The organism is Geomesophilobacter sediminis (assembly GCF_016458275.1).
Lineage (GTDB): Bacteria > Desulfobacterota > Desulfuromonadia > Geobacterales > Geobacteraceae > Geomesophilobacter > Geomesophilobacter sediminis.
Map to the genome: position 1 here is coordinate 305,156 of NZ_JAEMHM010000004.1, position 22,490 is coordinate 327,645.

Genomic DNA, 22,490 nt, shown 5'->3' on the forward strand with positions numbered 1-22,490 from the left:
CATGAGGCGCAGTTCGGACGGAAGGCAGGTGCACTAACATGAAGGAATTTTTGAGGAGGATTGCAGATGCAAGGTTTTAAAAAGGTGAATCGTTTGGTGATGGCGTCGGTGGTCGGCGGAGCTGTGGTTGCCGGGGGGGCAGGAAGTGCCTCGGCATTCGAGAATGAATTCCATGCCGCCTATACCCTGCGGGCTATCGCATCGAACTTCGATGACGGCAGTTGCACCCCGCTGGGCTCGGGGATCGGCGGCTACTCCAGCGGGACCAACGGCGTTTTCAACAAGGCGAAAAGCCTCTCGTCCGAGGCCAATCAGGCCCACGACGGCTTCCTGACCGAACAGCGGGTACGGCTCAACTACACCGGAAAAGCATCGGACGATCTGAGGCTGGTAAGTCAGTTCGACATCAGTTTCCTGTTCGGCCAGGGCCAGTACATGGAGAACTACCAAAACGCGGGTCTCAAGCAATCGAGTTACAACGACGGTGGCGGGCTCGGCGGCGGCGAGGTCAACCTGAAGACCAAAGCGCTCTACATCGACTCGCGGATCGAGAACACGCCGATCCGCTTCAAGGTGGGCCTCCAGCCATTCACCGATCCGTACAAGGGAACCATCCTCTCCAACGTGGCCGCCGGCATCGTCTCCAGTTACGAGACGGACAAGTTCGAACTTCAGGCGGGGTGGTTCCGGCTGCATGCCGTGGAACTGGATTACGCCAAGTCTGGTAGCAGCAGCTACAGTGTCCAAGGCGGCAAGTACATCGATCCCAACACCGGCTTGCCCTTCGACGACACCTGGCGCACCGACGACTTCTACCTGGTCCAGGGCAAATACCGCCCTACCCCGGCGGTAACCGTCGGGGCCTCCTTTTACGCCTGGCAGAGCGACTGGAAGAGCACGTTCAACTCCGGGACCGGTGCCGGCAGCGTGAATCCCAGCACCGGGACCGCCGCCGCCACCACCGGGATCACTCCTTTGAACCAGGACGACCTGGAACTCTACTACGCGGGTCTCAACGGAGAGTACAAATTCGGCAAGGGTGGAGTGGTCGACGGCTTCTTCGTCTATAACTTCGGGCAGCGGCTCAACCACATCATCAAGGAGAAACAGCACGTCAGCGCCTTCGAGACCAGCGCGTCGGTACGGGTCCCGGTCGGGCCGGACGGCCTGGTCCGCTCGACCTTCATCTACACCTCGGGGGACAACAGCCTGAACGGGAAGCGGCGCACAGATTTCGGTGGCGTCGTCAACGTCGACGGCATGCCGGAAAGCTACTTTACCTATCCGCAGACCCTGATGCTGTTCACCAGCCAGGTTGGGGCCGTCACCAACCGCAACGTCCTGCATTCGGTCGCCAACGAGGGTACCGGTATCTGGGGCGGCTTCCTCGGTTACGACCACAACTTCACCAAAAAGATATTCGGTAGCGTGAACGTCGGTGCGGTCGCGGCGGTAAAGGACCCGTTCCAGCGGGCGGGCAACTACATCGGCACCGAGTATAGCGGAGAGGTTGGGTACAAAGTCAACACCAACACCACCATCAGAGTCCAGGGAGGAACGGTGCTCCTGGGCGATTACTACAAGGGGACCGCGTCCGAAGGAAACGGGAAGGATCCCTCCAATCCCTACACCGCAAGATTCGTACTGAGCTACCTCTTCTAAATCGAGCACCGGCTCTACGGAGTCATGGAAAGACAAAGGAGAACCACATGAAGAAAATCGTTGTTGCCGTGCTGCTGGCACTTTCGTTAGCTGCCGTGGTACATGCCGAAGAATCCGGCAAGGAGTCAACGGATGCCCCGAAGGCCGCACCCCAATCCCAGAAGGACGAATGCATCCTCAACTCAAAGGATTGCGGCGACCAGGCGCTGAGCATCCAGACCAAGATCGACCGACTCAAGCAGGAAATTGAGAAGGGGACCCGCGTTTACACCCCGCAGGAGATCCAGAAGTTGAAGAACCGGTTGAAAGCCGCCGAGGACGTCCTCGACGAGCTCCTGTTTCACCCGACCAACTACTAGATCCCGAAGACCACGACGCAGAGAGCGCCCCTCCCCACTCAGGAGGGGCGTTTTCACGGATATCCCCTATGATTCCGAAACAGATTTTCTCCGCCTACAATCACCGGGAAGCCGATGCCGAGCCGCGGTACCGCTTCTGCCCCATGTGCGGCAGCGCGCTTCCCAGCAACAGTCAACACCCGGAAAACCGTCCGCACTGCCCCGAGTGCGACTGGGTCCACTACCGGAACCCAGCTCCGGGAGTGGTGATCCTCATCACCGAAGGAGACCTCGTCCTCCTCGGCAGGCGGGCGCAGAGCAGCTTTGCGGCAGGCGCTTGGTGCCTTCCCGGCGGGTTCATCGAGTACGGGGAGAACTTCCTGACCGCCGCGGTTCGGGAGACCCGTGAGGAGACCGGCCTCGACGTTGAGATCTGCTCCATAGTAAGCGTGGTCTCAAATTTCCTGGCCGCCCATCTGCACACACTCGTTGTGGTGCTCCGAGCCCGCATCCTCGGGGGGACCGCCGTTCCCGGCGACGACATAGAGGAACTTCGCTGGTTCCCCCTGCATGGCCCCTTCCCCGAACTTGCCTTCGAGGCGGACCGCCACATCATCGAGCGCTGCCTCCGCACCGATCTCGTCGGCGCCGCCGTTGACCCGGAGCACGCCCGGCCGCCGGCCGCTCCCGCCCCCTGAAGCATCTGGCGGATTAATCCACCGAGCGTTCCTATCCGGCACCGGCCCACATGATCTCCCCGACTACCATCCCGCCGTCTCGACAGGGCTACATAAAAAAAAACGCGCCACCCCATGAGAGAGGTGGCGCGGCCGCGTCGGCAAACACCGTATATTACCCCGACGAAGATCCTTAATCGGTCAGGCAGCCTCCCCGTCCTGCCGGATGTAGGCGTAGGGATCCTGCTCGTACCAGCTCTTCTTATACGGGAGTTCCACCGTCTCACCGAGCGTGTTGTACCAGTTAGGGTTGGCGAGGATCCGCTCCAGCCGGGTTGCGACCTCGAAGACCCCCTTGTAGCCGAGATAGCTGTTGTTGGGACCGTAAATGGGGAGGGTGGGAACCCCCTGCTTGGCGGCCCAGACGTTGCTGTTGCCGTGGCCGAGGAAGACATCCGGCTTCAGGCGGTCGATCAGGTTGACCTGCTCGAAGGGCTGGTTGGCAGCCACGTTGATCGCCACGTCTTCGCGCCCCTTGAAGCTCTCGAAGACGATCTCCCCGAACTCGTCGTAGTGGTGCGCCCGGATCCCGACCACCTTCATGCCGAGATCGTTTTCCAGCATGCAGGCCTGGGCCCCGGCCCGGATCTCCCCGGTACTGACGAAGGCGGTCTTCCCCTCGAACGCCTTTTTGAGCGGCGCCAGCGCCTTGTTCAGCTCGGCCTCCTCGACGGCGATCACCTTGAGAGCCTCCTCGCGCAAGCCGAAGAAGTCGGCGACGTCCAAAAGCCACAGCCGCACGTTGTCGGTGCCGATCGGGATCGTGTTGAGGACGTAGGGGACCCCGTAGTGCTCCTTCAAGTGCTCCACGAAGTAGTCGTCGTGGGTGGCGCAGATGGAGATCGAGAGCGCGGCATCCTTCACCTTGACGAACTTCTCCGGGGAGGTGAAGCAGGGATAGACGTTGGCCTCGAGGCCGATCGCGTTCAAAAGGCGCACCAGCTCGACCTCGTCCACATACCCCATGGAGCCTACGTTGAGCAGGTTGACGGTCCGCTTGGCGCGCTGCTCGTAGGCGATCTGCGCGGCCTCGTCCCGCAGGATCGGCTCCCGGTCCCGTTCCCCGTTGAGCAGGTAGCGGAGAATGCCGTGGTAGACGATGTCGTAAGCGGTCGCCACGAAGCGGGTCTTGAACCCCTCGCAGTGCAGCGGGATGATCCGGGCGTTCACCCGGTGCTGGAGCCTTGTGGCCACGTTATCGATGTCGTCGCCGATGATGGCGGGGACGCAGGTATTGCCGATGAAAATCGCGTGCGGCCGGAACCGGCGCTCGGCCTCGAGGATGGCGGCCTCGAGCTTCTTCTCGCCCCCTGAGACGATATCCACCTCGCTCAGGTTGGTCGACATCCAGACCCGGCCGACGGCGTCGTCGTTGCCGCGGGCGAGCTGGCTCTCCTTGGACTGCCCGGAGAGCGCGAGAGAACCGGCGCCGCAGCCGACCGGACCGTGGTAGATGACGACCGTGTTGGGAATGGAGGCGGCCATCCCCATGGAAAGAGTCAACTGGCAGCCGGTTGCCTGGGTGAAGCTGCGGCCGTTGGCGCTCAGGCAGCCCGTTTTCTGCCCGTCGACCAGGTTGCAAAGGCTGCCGCCGTAGGCGTTGCACGGCCGCAGGCGGGTGTCGCGGGTCGGCGGCACCTTGAGGTGTAGATAGCTCATCTGATCCTCCTTTTGTTTACCTTTTGGCGACCAGCACCGAGAAGACATCCTCCACCAGATGGAGGGCCCCGGTGTAACCGGCATAGCCGCGGTTGAGCACGAAGCGGTTCGAGATCGGGTAGCTGACGCTCAGGTGCCCGGCACCGATGCTGTCAGCGAAATCCTTGTCGAGCCGGCTCCCGATGACGAAGGCGGGGCTGAAGGGGCGATAGTAGCGGCTGCCATCCGGCTTGGGCCAGCGCTCGAAGAGCCGGGCCGAGACCTGGCTGGTGTCGGTTTCAAAGGCGACCGTCCGCTCCGGATCGGGAAGCCCCCCCTCGAAGCGCCGCAGCACCGACGGCCGGTCTTCCGGGTCGGTGGGATCGGTCACCGCCACCAGCGAGGTCACCCACCCCAGCTCATGCTGGGCGAAGCGGCTCAGGGCGACGGCGTAGGTGGTGTCGGCGACGATCACCAGGTAGCGCTGGAAATCGAGGTCGGCGTAAGAGTCGCTGATGCGGTTGAAGAAATGGTAGTAACTCGCTTTTTCGGCGGCCAGAAACGACTCCACCCTGGCCTGGTCCAGCGTCAACCGTTGTGCCACCTCGCGGACGAAGTTGGCCGTCGCCTTGGCCCCGATGGGGAGATCGGTAACCAGATGGTCGACGCCGTGCACCTCCTTGAACACCTCGGCAGCGGCCACCCCGTTCACCGGAGAGACCACGATGTTGAGCTCCGCATCGGCCGCATTCTTCAGCTCGACCAGCGTGTCGCGCTTGGTGAAGAAGGTGTTCACGGTCAGGCCGATTCCCTCGAGCACGCGGCGCAGCTCGATGAGGTTCCCCTCCCAGAAGACGTCCAGTGCCGGGGGAAGCCCCCAGAGATTCACCTTCCCCTTTTTCTTGCTCGGGTTCGGCACGACGTAATCCCGGAACAGCGACTTAAGCACCGAGTCGTAGCCGAAGTAGCTGTTCCCCTTGAATCCGGCGCCACTGGCGTGTATCAGCGGCGGCCGCCCGCCCCCCGCCGCCCGATAGTTGCGCAGCACCGCCTCGATGTCGTCGCCGATGATCTCGGCGGTGCAGCCGCTGATGACCACGAGCAGTTCCGCATCAACCACCTCCAGGGTGCTTTCGAGCTGCTCCTCAAGCCGGGCCGCCCCCCCGAAGACGATCTGCTGCTCGCCGATTGCGCTGGTCGGTATGGAGGCGCCGCCGCAGTAGCCGCTGCCGGTATGGCCGGCCCCCTGCATGATGGCGCCGATGGAATTGCCGCCGCACCCCTGCGAGGCGTGCAGCACCGCGACCGCCCGGGGCAGGGCCCCGACGGTGGCCAGGGCCCCGCCCAGCGGACAGGTGAAACGTGGTTTCTCGATGAATGCTCCCATGTAGGTCTCCTGCTAGTGGTTATCGAACTGCCCGAAGGCTTGGTCTAAGGTCCGCCGAACAAGGTGGTGGAAAGGTAACGCTCGCCCGTGTCGGGGAGGATCACGACGATGGTCTTCCCTTCGTTTTCCTGGCGCCGCGCAATCTGGACCGCGGCGAAGACCGCCGCGCCGGAGGAAATCCCCACCACCAGTCCCTCGGTCTCGGCCAGCCGGCGTGAGGTGTCGAAGGCCTCCTCGCTGCGCACCTTGAAGACTTCGTCGATGACCGACTGGTTCAGGATCTCCGGGGCGAACCCGGCACCTATCCCCTGGATCTTGTGGGGTCCGGCCACCCCGCCGGACAGGACCGGGGATTCCAGCGGCTCGACCGCCACGACGGCGATCCCCGGTTTTTTCTGCTTGAGCACCTCCCCTACCCCGGTGACCGTTCCCCCGGTACCGACCCCGGCAACGACAATGTCGACCTTTCCGTCGGTGTCGCGCCAGATCTCTTCTGCGGTGGTGGTCCGGTGGATTTGGGGATTGGCAGGGTTGGTGAACTGCTGCGGCACGAACGACTTCGGGATCTGGGCCGCCAGGGTTTCCGCTTTGCGGATGGCCCCCTTCATCCCCTCGGCACCCGGGGTCAGGACCAGTTCGGCCCCCAGCGCCTTGAGCAGGTTGCGCCGCTCGATGCTCATGGTGTCGGGCATGGTCAGGAGCAGACGGTACCCCCGCGCCGCTGCCACAAAGGCCAACGCGATCCCGGTGTTGCCGCTGGTCGGCTCGATGATGACCGAGTCTTTATCCAGCACCCCGCGCTCCTCGGCGTCCTTGATCATGGCGTAGCCGATCCGGTCCTTGACGCTCCCGCCGGGATTGAAGTACTCCAGTTTGGCCACCAGGGGGGTAGTTACCTCCTCCCGTGCCGAGTAGTTGCCGAGCTCAAGCAGCGGCGTGTTTCCGATCAGATCGGTAAGGTTTTTGGCGATCTTTGCCATGGTCGAGGACTCCTTCGGTGACCACAAACGCAAAAAGGCCAAGGGAATGTCCCTTGGCCTCCAGGTTTCTGGTCAGCATGTCGCGCGAGGTGCGCACTCTATGACGTGGTGCTGCCCGATGGACAGCTATAACTCTACTTTACATGTAGGCATATATCAGTAGTAGTTGAAGCCTGTCAAGAGTTTTTCCCGGGGCGGGGAATCCTGACGACGGAGATTGCACGCACAAGACGGCAACATGAGAGGACCATAATCCTGAATTTCTTGACAGGAGCGTAGTTTTATACTATTTACTCTATCGCAAAGCAATACTTTAACCCCGCAACCTGATACCCAGCTGACCGGAAAAACCGGAGGCCGGGAGTAGGTCCGTGTACCGGACCGCTCTCGGCCTTTTTTTTTGGTCTACGGCCCCCAAAGGGAACCACCATGGCATCCATCAAGACCACCAAACGCAGCATCATCAACAAGGCCCGGGCACTTGGAGCGAGCCTGGTTAATTTCGCACCTGCCTCACGCTGGGACGAGCTCGGGGAAGTGCATCCCGACTACCGGCCCAAGGCGCTTTGGGACAAGGCCGAGACGGTCATCGTCATAGCGGTCCCGATGCTCCTGCCGGTCCTGGAGAGCACCCCGTCCATCAACTACCAGGAGATGTACAACGCTACCAACGCCATGCTGGACCAGATCGGGTTTCGCCTGTCGGTCTGGCTCAACGACCGCGGCCATGCCTCCATATTCATGCCGCGGGACGGCTACGGAAACCTTGAGATCCTCCTGAACAAATACCAGGGATGCTTCAGCCACGTCTTCGCTTCCAAGTACGCGGGTCAGGGTACCATCGCCTACAGCCACAACCTGATCACCCCGGAGTACGGCCCCCGGGTGCGCCTGGTCTCGGTATTCACCTCCCTCAAGGTACCCGCCGATCCGATGCTGACCAGCGAGGTCTGCCTCAAGTGCGACATCTGCCGCAAGCTCTGCCCCTCTCAGGCCTTTACCACCCGCCCGGACTCGATCATCGCGGAGATGGACGTCGACGCCTGCACCCGCTACCACCAGGTACTGCGCGGCGAGAACCGCTGGCCCTGCGGCATCTGCTGCAAGGTGTGCCCGGTCGGGGAGGACCGGAAGCTCTACGAAAGCGTGAATTCAGCACGGTACCTGAAGGAGCGGGAAGTGCTGGAGCAAAACCCGGACGATCCGGAGTACCGCAGTTGGGTGCATCAGCGTCGGCACGGCTCTTCCGGGGATCGGATCTACTGAGAAGCCGGCACGCGGCACGCACAATCAATCCAAAAGATGTGCGGAAAATACAGCCCCGCCCCGGTCGGCGGGACATTGACAGCAATTCTGGAGGACACATGGCATCGGTGCAGATCGAACACCTAACAAAGACCTATTCGTCCAATTCAAAGGTGGAGACCCTGGCTCTGGACGACTTGAGCTTGACCATCAACAAGGGTGAGTTCTTCGCGCTGCTGGGCCCCAGCGGTTGCGGCAAGTCAACCCTGCTGCACATCATAGGCGGGCTGAGCAGCGCCTCCGGGACGATCCTCATCAACGGCGAGCCGGTCAAGGGACCCGGCCTCAACCGCGGCATCGTATTCCAGGAGTACGCCCTCTTCCCTTGGAAAACGGTGCTGGAGAACGTCGCCTTCGGGCTCAAGATGAAGGGAGTTCCCAAGAAGGAGCGCGACCTCAAGGCCCGGGAATACCTTGCGTTGGTGGGTCTTTCCGGCTTCGAGGAGCGCTACCCGGACCAGCTTTCCGGCGGCATGAAGCAGCGCACCGCCATCGCCCGCGCCCTCGCCTTCGACCCGGAAGTACTCCTCATGGACGAGCCGTTTGCCGCGCTGGACGCCCAGACCAGGGAGATCCTCCAGGAGGAGCTTTTGAGGATCTGGGAAAAGACCGGCAAGACGGTCATCTTTGTCACCCACAGCATCGAGGAGGCGGTCTACCTGGCCCAGCGGGTGGCGGTCATCACCGCGCGTCCGGGGCGCATCAAGGAAATCGTCGAGATCCCGCTGCCGGAGCACCGCACCGCGGAGGAGGACATCCGCTCCTCGGCCGTCTTTACCGAGGTCAGGCACCGGCTTTGGAAGCTTTTGAGCGAAGAGGTGGTCAACTCCGGCGCCCTGAACGGCTACGGCCGGCCGCAGACCGTGACGAGGGAGGTCGGGGAAAAGGCCCCGCTTAGGCTCGCAGCGCGGGAAAGGACGGGGGAGGCATGAAAACGGCATTCAGAACCAGGGTATTGCAACTGGCGGCAATCCTTCTTTTGCTGGCAGCGTGGCAGTTTCTTCCCGGCAAGGTGGTGAATCAGCATTTCCTTCCCCCGCTTTCCGAGGTCCTGAAGACGATATTCGCGCTGCTCACCGCCAACGAGCTCCAAAGACACATCCTGATCAGCCTGAAGCGGATCGCCGGCGGGTTGGGGGTCGCCCTGGTGATCGGAGCCCCGCTGGGACTTCTGATGGGATGGTACCGGGAGTTCGAGCAGATCGTCGACGCGCCGCTGCAGGCGGGACGGCAAATCTCGGCGCTCGCCCTCTTTCCGGTGTTCATCCTGCTCTTCGGGATCGGGGAGCTCTCCAAGGCAATCATCATCTTCTGGGCAGCCTTCTGGCCGATCCTTTTGAACAGCACCGTGGGGGTAAAGCACATCGACCCGGTCCTGATCCGCTCGGCGCGCTCCATGGGGGCCGGCGGGTGGTCTCTCTTTCTGGAACTGATCGCCCCGGCGGCCGCACCGTCTATCTTTACCGGGATCCGGCTCGGCGCTTCCTATGCCTTCATGGTGCTCGTCGCGGCTGAAATGGTCGGCGCCGACGCGGGGCTGGGTTTCCTCGTGCTCAACTCGCAGGAGACCTTCAAGATCCCGGAGATGTACGCCGCCATCATCACCCTGTGCCTTTTCGGCCTGCTGATCAATCATCTCCTTCTTTACGCGGAAAAGCGCGCGACCAGGTGGAAGCAACTTCGCGCCGGCGCCTGACCGCTGCACCATTGCACAAAATCACACCTACGGAGGAAAGAACGCATGAACAAAGGTATCCGACTTATCGCTGGGGTAGCCCTCACCGCAGCAGCGGTGCTCTTCGGAGCGGCAAATCCCGCATCCGCCGCCGAGCCCGCGAAGAAGCCGTTCCACGAAATCAAGTACGCGAACATCCAGTGGTTCGACCCGGTCTACGTCGCCGATGAAAAAGGATGGTTCGAACAGGAGGGACTGAAGATCAAGTGGGTCGGGGAAATCCCGGCTGCCCAGTTGGTCCCTTCGGTGGCCGCCCGCCAGATCGACTTCGCCAACCGGCACACCCCGCTGGTGCTGACCGCCAACGCAGGGGGCGCCAAACTGAAGATCATCTCCGCGGGTGCCAAGACGACCAAGGAGCGCCCCCACATGAAATACCTGGTCCTCCCGGGGAGTTCGATCAAGGGGGTCAAGGACTTCAAGCACAAGAAGATCGCCATCAACAGCTTCGGCGCCTGCTCCGAGTACGTCCTCAAGGAGTACCTGAAGCGCAACGGACTGGAGAAGGACGTCCAGTTCACCGTCATCCCCGATGCGAACCAGGAGCAGGTTTTGAAGCAGGGGCAGGTGGACGTCGCGGTCCTGCATTCTCCCTACTATGAAAAAGCGGTCGGGACCGGAGCGGCCCGCGAGGTATTCAGTGACTACGTGGTGGACAACGGGGCGAGCGGGATGCTCCCCTACTTCACCTCCGAAGAGCTCATCAAGGAGAACCCGGATGTGGTCCGCAAGTTCGTGAAGGTGCTGGTCCGCGCCTCGAACTGGACCAACAAGCACCACGATGAAGCCGCCAAGATCTTTGCCAAGAGAAGGGGGCTCGATCCCCGGTACGTCGGGAGCTGGGAATACTATAAAGACGGCGTCGTCCCCTCCCAGCGCGAGGTCCAGTGGTGGATCGACCTGCTGGTCCGGGAAGGAAAGCTGAAGAAGGACCAGATCAAGGCAGCCGACGTGTACACCAACAGCTATGCGACTGCGGCGGTAGGCAAGAAGAAGTAACGTCAACCCGGGGCCGCGTCCTGCCGGAATCTCGAAAGAGGCCCGGACCGGGCGCGGCCCCGGCAGCTCAGCTTCAAGCAGAATCAGGATCGGGATAGAACATGCTGCACATCATCTTGAACAGTCTGGCGCGACGCCGGGTACAGTCGCTGGCAACCGTCACCGCCGTCACCATCGGCGTCGCCATCCTCTTCACGCTGTATCTCCTCTATCTCCGGCTTTCCCTGGGGCTCGACGCGGGGGAGCGGCGCCTGGGAGCGGACCTCCTCGTGGTTCCCGCCAGCACGATCGTGGAGCCGGAGGCCCTTCTCTTCACCGGGCAACCGTACAACGTGTACATGGGGAAAGACATCGGAGCCCGGATCGCGGCAGTCCCCGGAGTGCGCCGGGTCACCCCGCAGTTTTTCGCCCAGACCTTGAACGAAACCTGCTGCACCCTGACCGGTGCGACCAAGCTCATCGGCTTCGATCCCACATCGGACTGGCTGGTGAGTGCCTGGGTGAAGCGAATGCCCGGAGAAACGCTCGCGGACGATCAGGTCCTGGTCGGGTCTGGGGTACAGGGATTTTCCGGCCAGGATGCCACGATCCTGAAAAAGAAGGTGCGGGTCGCCCGGGTCCTGGAGCCGACCGGAACCACCCTGGACTACTCCGTCCTGATGCCCATCGACGCGGCCCGTGCCCTCACCAGGAAGGTATCGTTCTTCCAGGTCTTTCTCGGGCAGGACCGCGCCGAAGACCTCGTGTCTGCGGTCCTGGTCGACCTGGATGACGCCGCGGACCGGACCTCGGTGGTGCGAGCGGTCGAGCGGACCGGGAACGTCCGGGTCATCCAGGCGTCGGAGGTCCTGGCGCGGCTCAAGCACCAGATGCAGGTGCATTTCACCGTGATGACCGGTGGTGCCGCCCTGGCGGTGGCCGGCGCGATCTTCCAGCTGGTAGCCCGGTTCTTCTCGCTTGCCTGGGAGCGCAAGGGTGAGTGGGGTCTCTACCGGGCCCTGGGGGCGACCAAGGGCGACCTGAAGCGCTTGATCGTCGGAGAGGCGCTGGTGCTGACCGCGGTCGGCATCGTGCCGGGGCTGGCGCTGGGATATTTGGGCAACACCCTCGTCTTGGGCCTGCTGCAAAAGGAAAAGGCGTTTCCCCTCATCGAACCCTCCGGCAGGGCAGTAGTTGAAGGCATGGCCGGGCTGGGGGGGATCTTTCTCCTGGTCGGACTTCTGGCCACGGTAATACCGGCGCGTCAAAGCAGCCGCATCGAGCCTTCCTCAGCAATGGCCCTGGCAGACATCGATGGGTAAGGAAAAAGCCATGCTCCTGGAAGCACAACAGATCTTCAAGAATTTCGGCGCCGAAACGGTGCTTCGGTCGGTATCACTTTCCGTGGACCGGGGCGAGTCAGTCGCGGTGATTGGCCCGTCCGGCAGCGGGAAGTCGACCCTCATCTCCATTTTGGGCCTGCTCCTCGAACCCTCGGGCGGCGAGGTGCGCTTCGACGGGCGCGCCCTCACCGGCATCCCGGATCACGAACGCTCGAGGGTGCGCAACCGCTCCTTTGGATTCATCTTCCAGAATCCCCAGCTGATCGGCTCTCTGTCGGTGCTCGACAACGTTCTGGTCCCGGCACGGCTGGCGCGACTGGGTGGCATGGAGAGCGCCGCGCGGAAAACCCTGGAGGCATTGGGCCTGGGGCACCGGCTCAAGCATCTGCCGCACCAGCTGAGCATCGGGCAAAAGCGCCGGGTCGCGATCGCCCGAGCTCTTATCCTCGACCCGGCGGTGATCTTTGCCGACGAGCCGACCAACGACCTCGACGAACGGCTCGCGGAGGAAGTCGGCCATTACCTGCTGGCCCTGCCACAACAGGGCAAGGCGCTGGTGATGGTGACCCACGACCGGTCGCTGGCCGACCAGGCGGATCGCGTATTGCGGATTGCCCAAGGAGAACTCTTACCGGCACCGGTTGCGACCCGCAGTACGGTGCCGCTCAGCGCCGGGCGGGGACCGGCTCTGGCTCAGGGTTAACTCACCCCCCTCAACAGGGGAGCCAGGGCAAGCGAAAACCAAAGCGAACAAAAGGGCCCCCGGCAGAAAGCTGGGGGCCCTTTTATATTCGTTCGGACCGGATCGAAGAGCCGGGTATTTTAAAGCTCATCTTTGCAGGCCGAGCTTGGCGCTAAAGCCGATCAGCCCCGCTCCGGCACAACGCAGGGCGACCTGGCGCAGCCGCTGCTGGCCGGAGAGCCGACGCGCGAGGCTGTCCCCGACGCAGACCAGGCAAACCTGGTACAAAAAGCAGACCAGCGAGACATGCACCATCAGGATGCCCAGGGTGAGCGGCCGGGAGTCCGCGGTCAGGAAAAGCGGGAAAAAGGCCATGAAGAACATGATTGCCTTGGGATTGGTCAGCCCGATCCGGAAGGCTTGGCGAAAGGCGGCTGCGGTGCCCGTTGCCGTCCCTCCGTCCGGTTCCGCCGCGGCGCTCCCGGCACGAAGCAGGGTGAAGCCAAACCGGCAGAGATATGCGATGCCTCCCCATTGCAAGACGGCGAAGAGGCGAGGATTCGCCGCCAGCACGGCCGCCAGGCCGGAGACGGCGGCGAGCATGAAAACAAGGTCGCCGGCCAGGGTACCGAAAACCGCACCAAGCCCGGCCCGCTTGCCGCCGCGCGCGGTTGCGTGGAGGATGGCCAGAGAGCCAGGACCGGGAGCGAGTTGGAACAGGAGGATCGCGGTAATAAATCCCACGTAGTTGTGAATACCGAACATGGTACGACTTCCCCGCGCTTCTCTCATTTCCCAAGCGCCACCGGCTCCACGAATCAAGCCGACACTTCTCTAGGAGCACTGCCCTCCCAGTTCGCCTTCTTCCGGTCCTTCCGCTGGGCTCCCATGCAGGGCGTCCCGCCCGGCGAGCTGCGGAAACAACTGCCGCCAGATGGCAACCACCGCCAAGGTCCCGATCCCTCCGATGACGGTGGCCGCCACCGTCCCGAACCAGGCGGCAGTCACCCCGGACTCGAACTCACCGAGTTGGTTGGAAGCCCCGATGAAAAGACCGTTTACCGCGCTCACCCGGCCGCGCATCTCGTCCGGCGTCTCAAGCTGAACCAGGGAAGAGCGGATTACCACGCTCACCATGTCGGCTCCCCCAAGAACGGCGAGGAGGCCAACCGAAAGCGGCAGCGAACGCGAAAGGGCGAATCCGATGGTCGCCAGCCCGAAGCAGGCCACGGCGCCGAACATGATCTCACCGACGCGGCGCTTCATGGGAAACCGCGCCAGGCAGAGCGAGGCGAGAAACGCCCCCACCGCCGGTGCCGCGCGCAGGCACCCCAACCCCTGCGGTGAGGCGAGCAGGATATCACGGGCGAAGATGGGGAGCAAGGCCGTTGCGCCCCCCAGGAGAACGGCAAAAAGGTCGAGGGAGATCGCTCCCAGGAGCACGGGCCGGCTCCTGATATAGGCAAAGCCGGCAAAGATGGTGGCCAGGCTCGCCGGCTCGCGCGCGGGGGGCGCCTGCCGGATGGTCAGTCGGGACACTAACAGTGCGGAGGTGAAGAAGAGGATTACGGCAGCACCATAGACCTTGTCCGGACCGGCGGCGTAGACGAGCCCCCCGAGCAACGGCCCGGTGATGATGGCCGCCTGCTGGACGGAGCCGTAGATGGCGAGCGCCCGGGGCAGCTCCTCCTGGGAGACGATCGACGGGGTCATCGTCTGGTTCGCAGTGAACTCAAAAGCGCGCGCCACGCCGACCAGGAAGACCAGGACAAAGAGAATCTCGCTGGCAATCCAACCGCCCCAGGTCGCCAGAAAGAGAAGGAGCAGGATCGCCGCCTCGGCGCTCTGGGCAACGGAGATCACCTTCCTCCGATCATAGCGATCCGCAGCGTGCCCGGTGTACAGGACCAGGAGCAGCGAGGGGAGAAATTGCACCAGCCCCACCATTCCCAGGTAAAGGGGCTTCCGGGTGATGTCGTACATCTGCCAGCCGACCGCGACCGACACCATCTGGTAGGCGACGATGGCAACGGCACGGGCCACGAGAAAGCGAAAGAAAGAACTGCCGCCGGGAAGCTCCCCCGGCAATTTGAACAAAGACATGCACGGTCCTTCTGGTTGGATTCCCTCATCTCGAGGTCATGATCGGCATCGGTGGGACGTTCTCAGGTCGGGGCATACTACGCCCGCAATGGGGAAGAATTATGGTCTTCGGCGCGCTTTCGTATCTTGTCTGGTATGCCGTGGGAGCAGGGAATGAAGGTGGAACAGTGGCCGCAGGAGCCGTAGCCCCACTCCTGGAAATGGTCGCTGTTGCCATGTTTGCTGCACAGCTCGACCAGTTTCCCCGCCTCGTTGACCGCGCCGGTCGGGCACCGCCGCACGCAGGCTCGGCAGCTGCCGTCGAGCGCGTAGAGACAGTAACCGTAGACCTCGGTATAGGGGCGTGGGGTCGGGGTCAGCTTCAAGGTGGTGATCACGCTCAAGACTCTGCCGAAAGCTCCCCGCTCGGTGATCAGCGCCTGCTGCAGGCCGAAGGTTCCCAGCCCCGCGGCGAAGGCGGCATGCCGCTCGGACCAGAACGGGAGCCAGCCGTCCGAGTCATAGCGCGGATCGATGTTGGGCGCGACCGCCCCCCCGCCGCGCTCTTCGAAGAACCGGACCAGGGCGCGGCGCACCACGTTCAGAAACTTGGAGCCGTTCCATTTCCCGGAGGAGAACTCGATCGCCGAATAGCGCGAATCCTTCCGGTAGGCCTCGGCGATCGCCTCGGAGAACGGTAGATAAACGCTCACGATGGAACGCGCGCCCGGGAGCCATTCTTCGGGAAGCCGGTGCTGCGCTCCGACCACCTCCGGATCCTGGAATCGGGCGAAGATCGGATCTTCCGCGGCGGCTACCCCAACCAGCGGTAGGTCCCAGATCGGCGGGTTGTCCCCCTCGGGAAGCACATTGCGGAAATCGGTGCGCACCAGGTCGGAGACCAGCCGGTGCACCTCTTCCAGCGCGAGGTCCGGATTGGGTTCCGGCTGTTCCTGGTAGACCGATACCGGATCGGGGAGGAAAAACCGGGGGTTCATCTTGGAGGGGATCTCCCGGCGCCTGGTTACCTGGTCCGGGTTGGGTGCTGCGGATCCCTTATGCTGCAGCGGCGTCTCGAAAGGTTTTCGGAACCCGGGAGGCGATCCCTTGGTGAAATCGTAGGCGACCCAGATCCAGAGCTGTTCATAGCGCTTTGCCAAAAGCTCTTCGGCCAGTTGGGCCGGAGTCTGCCCCTCTTTGAGACGGGTCGCCCCCGACCACGGCACAACCTCCCCTTCCACCCGGTAGTAAACCTCCTGCCGGATCGGCGTCCCTTCGCTGCGCAGGGTCGCGGTCCGGTCCGAGGTACGGACCGCCAGCACCTTGCGCGGATTCGGCCGGTACCCCTGGTGGTTCACCTGGAGGATGTAGTCGGTTAGCGCCTCCAGGACCGACTCCCGGTTGAGGATGCGGGGATAAGGCTCCCCCCACTTGGGGATCTCGTTGATGGAATACGCTGACGGTGCTGCCTTTTCGGACATTGCGGCTCCTTGCCTGCGGCTTGTCATCTCGGCGATGCAGCCGCGTCTCGAACCGGTTGTTTGCCACTCACCAGGTACAGATCGCTGCTGTCGATGCTGACCAGGGAGACGAGCCCTGCCGCAGTGAAAAATTTTTCCATGGCTTCCAGGCCCGGCAGGTAATCGTGCGCCACCGCCGGGGATCCCTTTCGGTGCAACTCGTTGATCGCCTCCCGGCATTGGGAGTGGCAGACGGTAAGCCGCCCCCCCTCCTTGAGGTGCTCCGCGAGCGTCGCTACGGCCCGAGCCTTGTCCTGGAAGTGGGGAAATACCGAATAGCAGATCACGTGGTTGTAACGGCGCTGCGCCGGAAGGGCCAGGATGTCGCCATGGACGAAACTGGTGTTCGGCACATTGTGCTTGGAGGCGGCTACCTCCAGCATCCGTTCGGCGATATCCACCGCGTCGATACGCCCCGACGCACCGACGCGATCCTGGAGGAGCGGGAGCAGAATCCCGGTTCCGGTCCCGACATCGAGGACCCGGTCCCCTTCGGCAATCTTCATCACGTCGACGATCCGACGGACCCGTGCCGCGTCATGCCGGCAGAGGACATCCCACCGATCCGCCAGGGCATTGAAGTGCTCCCGATGCCCCACCCTTTCCCCCGCGGTTCCTGATATGGCAACCGTCATCGATCTCCCCCTCTCCCTGGTGCGACATGCCTGAGCGGCCTGAGCCGCTTCAGGCCCGCCGTACCTCATAGCTCCGTTTGCCCAGCTGGCTCACCTCACGCTAATTTCAAAGCAGTGAAATTCGCCTTTGCGAAACTGGACCGTCCCCGCTCTCCGGTAACCAAGCCCCTGGTACAGGGCGAGGGCGGCCGGATTTCCCGAGAAGGCGTCCAAACGAACCGTCGCATAGCCCCGCGTTCTGGCATACCCGTGGGCGAATGCCATCAATAAACCGGCGACACGCCGCCCCTGAAAAGCGGGGGCGACCGCCAGCCGGTGCACCACCAGCGTCTTGCCATCCAATTGCCAGCGAACCGTTTGGTATTCCGGCTCCTGGCGTTCGTTCAGCGTGATCACCCCGATCAGTCCCCCTTCGGATTCCAGGACGAACAGTTCGCGCCGTTCGGTGTCGGCACGGACCGTGTCGGCGTTAGGATAAACCTCGTCCCACTGGCTGATGCCTTCCCGCTCCATGCATGCGACGCAGGTACGGAACAGCGCCAGGACGGCGGGAAGATCGGAGGTCTCAGCCCGTCGAATCGGCACGTTCAGACCGTTTCGGATTTGCGCAGGGTGACCTTCTCCACGTGACCAAACCCCTTGCCGTAGTCGAGGAATTCCACCTCTTCGGTGTCGAGCCGAAAGAGCTGGATGTTGGGGAGCTCCCCCTTTTCCACCCGCTCCTTGAAACGGGGATTGCGCTCGCTCAGAAGCTGCACGGCCCGGCGGTACTCCTCCCCTTCCTCGACTCTGGCAGCGGGCCCCGCCAGATGCACGTTTTGCCACTGGTTAAGCTCCTGCCCCTCGTGCTCGAAAAAGAAGGTGATCCTTTCCTGTTTTCCGATTTCACCGACCTTGGCGGCATCCTTGCGAGTTGAGAAATAGAGTTTGAGCCCGTCGGGGACAAAGCTTCCCATAGAGCGCAGCTGCGGCGTCCCGTCCTCCCTTACGTATGCCAGGACGGCGAATCTCGTCTTGTCGACGTAGGTAGTTACCTCGTTGTTCCATTGTTCTCTGCCCATTGCATTCCCCTCCTTTTCATTGAGAATCACCTCCCCTTCCAGGAGGCGGCATGACTGCGGCGGTTGCCGTAGCAACAAAAAAAAACCGGAGGCCCACATCGCCACGACGATGAAAGCCTCCGGTTTTCCGGTAAGCACAAGTATAAATCTACTGAATATATGGTCTTATAAGACTTGTTATTGCCACTTGTCAAGCGCTAATGTTCCCAAGGAAACGCCGCCTCCGGATTGCGCCTTCCGCGGCGCCCCCCCTGGCTAAAACATCAGCTGCGCACCGGCGGTGAGAAGCCAGTCGGTTTCCAGCTGCAGCCCGTTTACCCTCTGGTAGAGAGGAATCCCCCCCTCGACACCGATGCTCACCGGACCGATGGCGTAGCTCACTCCCACCAGGCCGTCGAGCCGTTCGCCGCCGTAATTTGCCGGATCGGCATCGGGCGAAGGCGCCATCTGCAACGACTTCCTGATCTCACCGTCTTCGCCGTGGATCCGGCCGGAGCTGTTAAAGGAAAGGCGCAGCCAGGAGCTGACCGGTCCGAAGGCGCGCTGCAGCCAGCCGGTCGCCTTGACGCTGTCACCGAGGCTGTAGCCGGCCTCGTTTTTCCCGGGATGGAAGGTGTAGCTTGCCTGGCCGCCTAAGTTCCAGGCGCCGTCGTCGCTGACCGCGTTGTAGGTCAGGGCCGGTTTCAGATCGTAGGTCCCGGACCCGAGCTGCATGTCGTACGGGGCGCGGAAGGTGTTCCCCATAGTCTGGAATTGCTGGGTAATGTTGCCGGTGGGAAAGCTCACCCCGAGGCTGCCGACCAGGGCGTCGGAAAGCTTGTAAACCCCTCTCAGTTCGGTGTCGCCCAGTCCGCTGGTGCGCATGGTCGGCTCGCGGGTCCGTCCCATGCCCATCCCCATGTCCATCACCATTTCCATGCTGTTGTCCAGAAAGGCGGTCATTCCCATGAGGGTCAGCCGGTCGGTGATGCCGTACATCGCCATCACCATATGCATGTCCATGGACATCCGGGTGGAGGCCATCATGTAGCCGTAGCGCGAGGTCGTGGGAACGGCATCCCCGATCGGAACCTTGCTGGTGCCGGCTCGAAGCCCGCTCATCTCGGTATGGCTGTAACGGTAGTTGACCATGGCCGAACCGGCGGGGTGGGTGTGGTAGATGTCGTCGCCGAAGGCCGGGTTGAAAAGCAGCTGGCCACCTGGGCCGTGATGAGCGTGTCGGCTTTTCCGGCAGCATTCCGGTTCCAACTCCGATTCGGCCGCCTTGAGTGCCTCGTCGAAAGATGCCGTCTTGCCACCGTTCACGGCGATGAACTTCCGGGCCTCGTCTTCGGAAGCAAAGGCCCATTTGGGAACGGCGGTCATCGCGCCGCGTTGGTTGCCACCAACAACCCAGGTGGCGCTTTTGGCATCGATGAGGGCGCTCGAAACATAGTCGGCGACCTTAAAGGATGTCACCGTCTTCTCGGGATGATGTTTTTCCGACTCAGCCGCGCAATGCAGGCTGCAAAACCCGCTCGTAGTTCCGTCGGAATAGGTTACGAGCACGCGCCCGCGGGCGAACGAGCCACGGTCCATGCCGCACTGGGCGCACTCCCTCGGGGATTCGACACCGTCTGCCGCTCCCGCCGGGAGTCCGGCCAGCAGCAGGCAAAGCATGATAACCAGGGAATATATCTTCATAAAGCATCCTTTCTACAGGTAGATGATCTCCGGTCGCACCACTACCGGTGGCCGGAAGTGGTTTGCGGACCTCTTTTCGGCATCCCGACCACTCTGCAGAAGCTACCGGTCGGGGTACCGAGGACGCACGTCTCCCTTAGCCACCCCCGGGGTTTCCGGGTGGCCAGGAGCCGTGCCACGGACGGCATATCCTACGTACCGGCGCTGTTTAACGTATAAGCTGGGACGTAGACCGTAGAAAAGGGATTATGCGCGGAGGCGGATCGGGCGGGTCAAGCGTGCGGTCGCTCGGGAAGACGGGTTCCGCCGCGAAAACGGCACGAGCCAGCCGCAGCGGGACCTCAGGGAGGACAAAAAAAGAGGGAACCAGCAGCTGTTCCAACGAAAACAAGCTGAACTGGGGGAGACTGCTGCAGGGACAGCAGCGGAGTGATAAAAGCCCGTCTTTTGCCTGGCTCTCGTGAGTGGCGGTGCGGTCTGCGCCTGCTGCCGCCCGCTGGCAGCAGCAGGTGCCGTTACGGCGCATCTCGGGTGGGCAACCGCAATCGGCGCTGCACTGGCAGTCAGCCTCCTCAACCGCCGGGACGCTCCGGAGCGAGACGGCCGCTGCCAGTTTGGGCGCAAGCAGGTTCGCCTGCATCATGAGCATGACCAGGAGTTGCAGCGCTGCCACGTATCGCAAAGTCAAAGCAATACCCATCCGTTCAACAATTCCAATGTTTCAATCGAGTCGAGCCCTTAGGTTCTCGACCTTCGGTTCATTTCGCCCTTGCCGAAAAGGCTCTCTCTCGGGTCAAACGGCAACCACGGCGGTTATCCCGGGCAGCCGCTCCTTGAGCACCCTTTCGACGCCGAATTTCAGGGTCTGGGTCGACATGGGGCAGTGCCCGCAGGCACCGGTGAGTCTCACCTTCACCACACCATCCTCCGCCACCTCCACCAGTTCCACGTTGCCGCCGTCGGCCCGGAGGGCGGGACGGATCTCATCCAATACACGTTCGATTTCTGCAGACATCGTTGCCTCCTTGGTTGTTTGCGGTGCTCAGCTCCCCTCAACGACAGCCGATCGCCCGAGGACGTACGCCGAGCGGCGCCTATCTGTCGTGGGTTTGGAAAAACTCGACCAACTCGCCGCTCGGTCCCTTGGCGAAGGCGACCGACGCCCGGTCCGGGCCCAGCTGCACATCCTTCGGTTCCACGGTGATTTCATGCCCCGCCCGGCGCACCTGTTCCACGACGGCCCGCACGTCTTGCGACCGCAGGGCGAGGTGGAGCAGCGGCCCGGGTCCCGGCGCTGCGTTACCGGCCGGATTCGGGACCGGGGCGGTAAGCTCGATGTGGCTGCCGTCTCCGGAATCGAGGAGCACCATCTGCCGCTCCGGATTGCCGAATCGGTTCACGACACGCATCCCCAGCAGATCCTGGTAGAAGCGGAGGGATGCGGCGAGGTCTTCGGTGTGGACGGAGATGTGGTGAATGCCGCGCCGCGGCTCACCTTGGGGTTTTCGTTCGTCGCGGGTCAGCTTCAGGAGCCAGGCGATATTCTCCCCGAGGGTCCGCATGTTGCGCAGGCCCTCTTCGTCCTTCTCCACCTCGCCGATTTCCCGCCCGATCCCCACGTTCCAGTAACTGGCCCCCGGAACGACCATCTGGGCGATGTGCAGGAAGTGGTGGATAGTGTCCAAGGCATGAATGGCGCCGCCTCGGCGTACCGCGATCACCCCGGCCCCGATCTTGCGCCGGTAAAGCCCGCCATTGGCCCCACCGACCCGCCCCGCCCGGTCGATCAGCGCTTTCAGCTCGGCGGTGATGTCGGCGAAATAGGTCGGCGAGCCGAGGATGATCCCGTCAGCGGCGCTGAACTTGGCAATAACCTCATTGACGATGTCGTTTTTGATGACGCACTGCCGGTCGAGGTTGACCTGGCATTGGTTGCAGGCGGTACAACCGCGGATAACATGCCCCGCCAGTTGCACGAGTTCGGTCTCGATCCCTTCCCTTTCCAGCTCGGCAAAAAGGTGTCGGATCAGGATTGCGGTATTTCCGTCTTTACGGGCACTGCCGTTTATGGCCACTACTTTCACGTGAGCTACTCCTTTTCAGCCGTGGTATTTCGTTCCGGCGCGGCCCGGCTGCCAGTTCCGGGCCACCTCTACCAGAGCGTGGACGTTGGCCGGCGGTGCCGGGATGGGGAGACCGCATCCCACCGCCAGGACGAACCCACCAGCGGCATCGCCTCCGTCACGCAGGCATTGCCGCGCGTTCTCGGCGACGGTCTCCGGGGTCTCCAGGTACATGCTTTCGGTGGGCCGGACGTTGCCGACCAGCACCGCTTTGGTCCCGATGACCGTCTTGGCCTCGGCGAGATCGACCACGTCGTCCAGCGGGCCCGGGCCATGGCTTGGGCGTCAAGGTGGTACTGCGCGATCGGCACGCCGACGAGGCGGGCGGCATGGTCCCCTATAAACGGATGGCACGGCGGCCGGTCGATTTCCCGTCGCGCCACCAGGGCATCCACCCGCTGCAGTGGGGTCAACTCCTCCATTAACTCATAAGCCATGGCCCCCCCTGCACGCACTCTTCCAGGTTCCGACACCGGATAAGGTCTCCCTGCGGGCACCGGCTCCGACGTAGCCGCGGTAATTATACTTACCTAGGTAATTACAATTACCTCCTGTTTCCAAGGATTGGCTCTCGCTACAGTAACCAGTCGTCAACCTTAAC

22 protein-coding genes are annotated in these 22,490 nt (G+C 62.7%); 9 read left to right on the top strand and 13 right to left on the bottom strand.

All coding sequences use genetic code 11. From position 1 onward, the window contains the following. Nucleotides 1-66 precede the first annotated feature (66 nt). From JFN93_RS06395 to JFN93_RS06405, 3 genes are all read left to right on the top strand, one after another. Nucleotides 67-1,662 carry a hypothetical protein gene (locus JFN93_RS06395; RefSeq protein WP_199383162.1) on the top strand — a complete coding sequence of 532 codons (1,596 nt, stop codon included), beginning with the start codon at nt 67-69 and terminating at the stop codon, nt 1,660-1,662. A gap of 47 nt (nt 1,663-1,709) precedes the next feature. Then, nucleotides 1,710-2,021, top strand: a complete 312-nt coding sequence (locus JFN93_RS06400; RefSeq protein WP_199383163.1) for a hypothetical protein — start codon at nt 1,710-1,712, stop codon at nt 2,019-2,021. Nucleotides 2,022-2,089: 68 nt separating this feature from the next. Next, nucleotides 2,090-2,698, top strand: coding sequence for a nucleotide triphosphate diphosphatase NUDT15 (locus JFN93_RS06405; RefSeq protein WP_199383164.1), 609 nt, complete (start codon nt 2,090-2,092; stop codon nt 2,696-2,698). Nucleotides 2,699-2,878: 180 nt separating this feature from the next. Here the strand turns inward: JFN93_RS06405 and JFN93_RS06410 are convergent, their stop codons facing one another. The 3 genes from JFN93_RS06410 to cysK are packed head-to-tail and all read right to left on the bottom strand — an operon-like array spanning nt 2,879 to nt 6,742. Further along, nucleotides 2,879-4,396, bottom strand: a complete 1,518-nt coding sequence (locus JFN93_RS06410; RefSeq protein ID WP_199383165.1) for a nitrogenase component 1 — start codon at nt 4,394-4,396, stop codon at nt 2,879-2,881. A gap of 16 nt (nt 4,397-4,412) precedes the next feature. Beyond that, nucleotides 4,413-5,762 carry a nitrogenase component 1 gene (locus JFN93_RS06415; RefSeq protein ID WP_199383166.1) on the bottom strand — a complete coding sequence of 450 codons (1,350 nt, stop codon included), beginning with the start codon at nt 5,760-5,762 and terminating at the stop codon, nt 4,413-4,415. 44 nt (nt 5,763-5,806) lie between these two features. Next, nucleotides 5,807-6,742, bottom strand: coding sequence for a cysteine synthase A (gene cysK / locus JFN93_RS06420; RefSeq protein WP_199383167.1), 936 nt, complete (start codon nt 6,740-6,742; stop codon nt 5,807-5,809). Between the two features lie 429 nt (nt 6,743-7,171). Here cysK and JFN93_RS06425 point away from each other — a divergent pair, with 429 nt between their 5' ends. The 6 genes from JFN93_RS06425 to JFN93_RS06450 all read left to right on the top strand — a co-directional run bounded on the left by JFN93_RS06425 (nt 7,172) and on the right by JFN93_RS06450 (nt 12,806). Next, nucleotides 7,172-8,008, top strand: coding sequence for an epoxyqueuosine reductase (locus JFN93_RS06425; RefSeq protein WP_199383168.1), 837 nt, complete (start codon nt 7,172-7,174; stop codon nt 8,006-8,008). Between the two features lie 98 nt (nt 8,009-8,106). Next, nucleotides 8,107-8,979, top strand: coding sequence for an ABC transporter ATP-binding protein (locus JFN93_RS06430; RefSeq protein WP_199383169.1), 873 nt, complete (start codon nt 8,107-8,109; stop codon nt 8,977-8,979). Continuing rightward, complete coding sequence (locus JFN93_RS06435; RefSeq protein ID WP_199383170.1) at nt 8,976-9,743, top strand: ABC transporter permease; 768 nt, start codon at nt 8,976-8,978, stop codon at nt 9,741-9,743. The genes JFN93_RS06430 and JFN93_RS06435 overlap by 4 nt, the downstream gene beginning before the upstream one ends. Before the next feature lie 45 nt (nt 9,744-9,788). Beyond that, nucleotides 9,789-10,781, top strand: a complete 993-nt coding sequence (locus JFN93_RS06440) for an ABC transporter substrate-binding protein (RefSeq protein WP_199383171.1) — start codon at nt 9,789-9,791, stop codon at nt 10,779-10,781. Nucleotides 10,782-10,882: 101 nt separating this feature from the next. Further along, the gene (locus JFN93_RS06445) at nt 10,883-12,082 is read left to right on the top strand and encodes an ABC transporter permease (protein ID WP_199383172.1); all 1,200 of its coding nucleotides are present in this window, start codon (nt 10,883-10,885) and stop codon (nt 12,080-12,082) included. Continuing rightward, on the top strand, nt 12,075-12,806 hold the full coding sequence (locus tag JFN93_RS06450; RefSeq protein WP_199383173.1) for an ABC transporter ATP-binding protein: 732 nt from the start codon (nt 12,075-12,077) through the stop codon (nt 12,804-12,806). The genes JFN93_RS06445 and JFN93_RS06450 overlap by 8 nt, the downstream gene beginning before the upstream one ends. A 126-nt stretch (nt 12,807-12,932) precedes the next feature. On the opposite strand, the gene JFN93_RS06455 is transcribed toward JFN93_RS06450, so the two are convergent. The 10 genes from JFN93_RS06455 to JFN93_RS06500 form a co-directional block, all read right to left on the bottom strand. After that, the gene (locus JFN93_RS06455; RefSeq protein ID WP_199383174.1) at nt 12,933-13,550 is read right to left on the bottom strand and encodes a LysE family translocator; all 618 of its coding nucleotides are present in this window, start codon (nt 13,548-13,550) and stop codon (nt 12,933-12,935) included. Between the two features lie 69 nt (nt 13,551-13,619). Continuing rightward, complete coding sequence (locus tag JFN93_RS06460) at nt 13,620-14,888, bottom strand: MFS transporter (protein ID WP_199383175.1); 1,269 nt, start codon at nt 14,886-14,888, stop codon at nt 13,620-13,622. 77 nt (nt 14,889-14,965) lie between these two features. Further along, the gene (locus JFN93_RS06465) at nt 14,966-16,348 is read right to left on the bottom strand and encodes an epoxyqueuosine reductase (protein ID WP_199383176.1); all 1,383 of its coding nucleotides are present in this window, start codon (nt 16,346-16,348) and stop codon (nt 14,966-14,968) included. A gap of 23 nt (nt 16,349-16,371) precedes the next feature. After that, nucleotides 16,372-17,022 (bottom strand): class I SAM-dependent methyltransferase, encoded by a 651-nt coding sequence (locus JFN93_RS06470; RefSeq protein WP_199383177.1) that lies wholly within the window; start codon nt 17,020-17,022, stop codon nt 16,372-16,374. A 90-nt stretch (nt 17,023-17,112) separates the two neighbouring features. Continuing rightward, nucleotides 17,113-17,607 (bottom strand): GNAT family N-acetyltransferase, encoded by a 495-nt coding sequence (locus JFN93_RS06475; RefSeq protein WP_199383178.1) that lies wholly within the window; start codon nt 17,605-17,607, stop codon nt 17,113-17,115. A 2-nt stretch (nt 17,608-17,609) separates the two neighbouring features. Then, entirely contained in the window at nt 17,610-18,083 is a 474-nt protein-coding gene (locus JFN93_RS06480; RefSeq protein ID WP_199383179.1) for a pyridoxamine 5'-phosphate oxidase family protein, read from the bottom strand. A 255-nt stretch (nt 18,084-18,338) separates the two neighbouring features. Then, complete coding sequence (locus JFN93_RS06485; RefSeq protein ID WP_199383180.1) at nt 18,339-19,766, bottom strand: nitrous oxide reductase accessory protein NosL; 1,428 nt, start codon at nt 19,764-19,766, stop codon at nt 18,339-18,341. Between the two features lie 793 nt (nt 19,767-20,559). Next, nucleotides 20,560-20,781, bottom strand: coding sequence for a NifU family protein (locus JFN93_RS06490; protein ID WP_199383181.1), 222 nt, complete (start codon nt 20,779-20,781; stop codon nt 20,560-20,562). 79 nt (nt 20,782-20,860) lie between these two features. Beyond that, the gene (locus JFN93_RS25905; RefSeq protein ID WP_199383182.1) at nt 20,861-21,850 is read right to left on the bottom strand and encodes an NAD(P)H-dependent oxidoreductase; all 990 of its coding nucleotides are present in this window, start codon (nt 21,848-21,850) and stop codon (nt 20,861-20,863) included. Between the two features lie 15 nt (nt 21,851-21,865). Beyond that, on the bottom strand, nt 21,866-22,141 hold the full coding sequence (locus tag JFN93_RS06500) for a uroporphyrinogen decarboxylase family protein (RefSeq protein WP_199383183.1): 276 nt from the start codon (nt 22,139-22,141) through the stop codon (nt 21,866-21,868). Between the last annotated feature and the right edge of the window lie 349 nt (nt 22,142-22,490).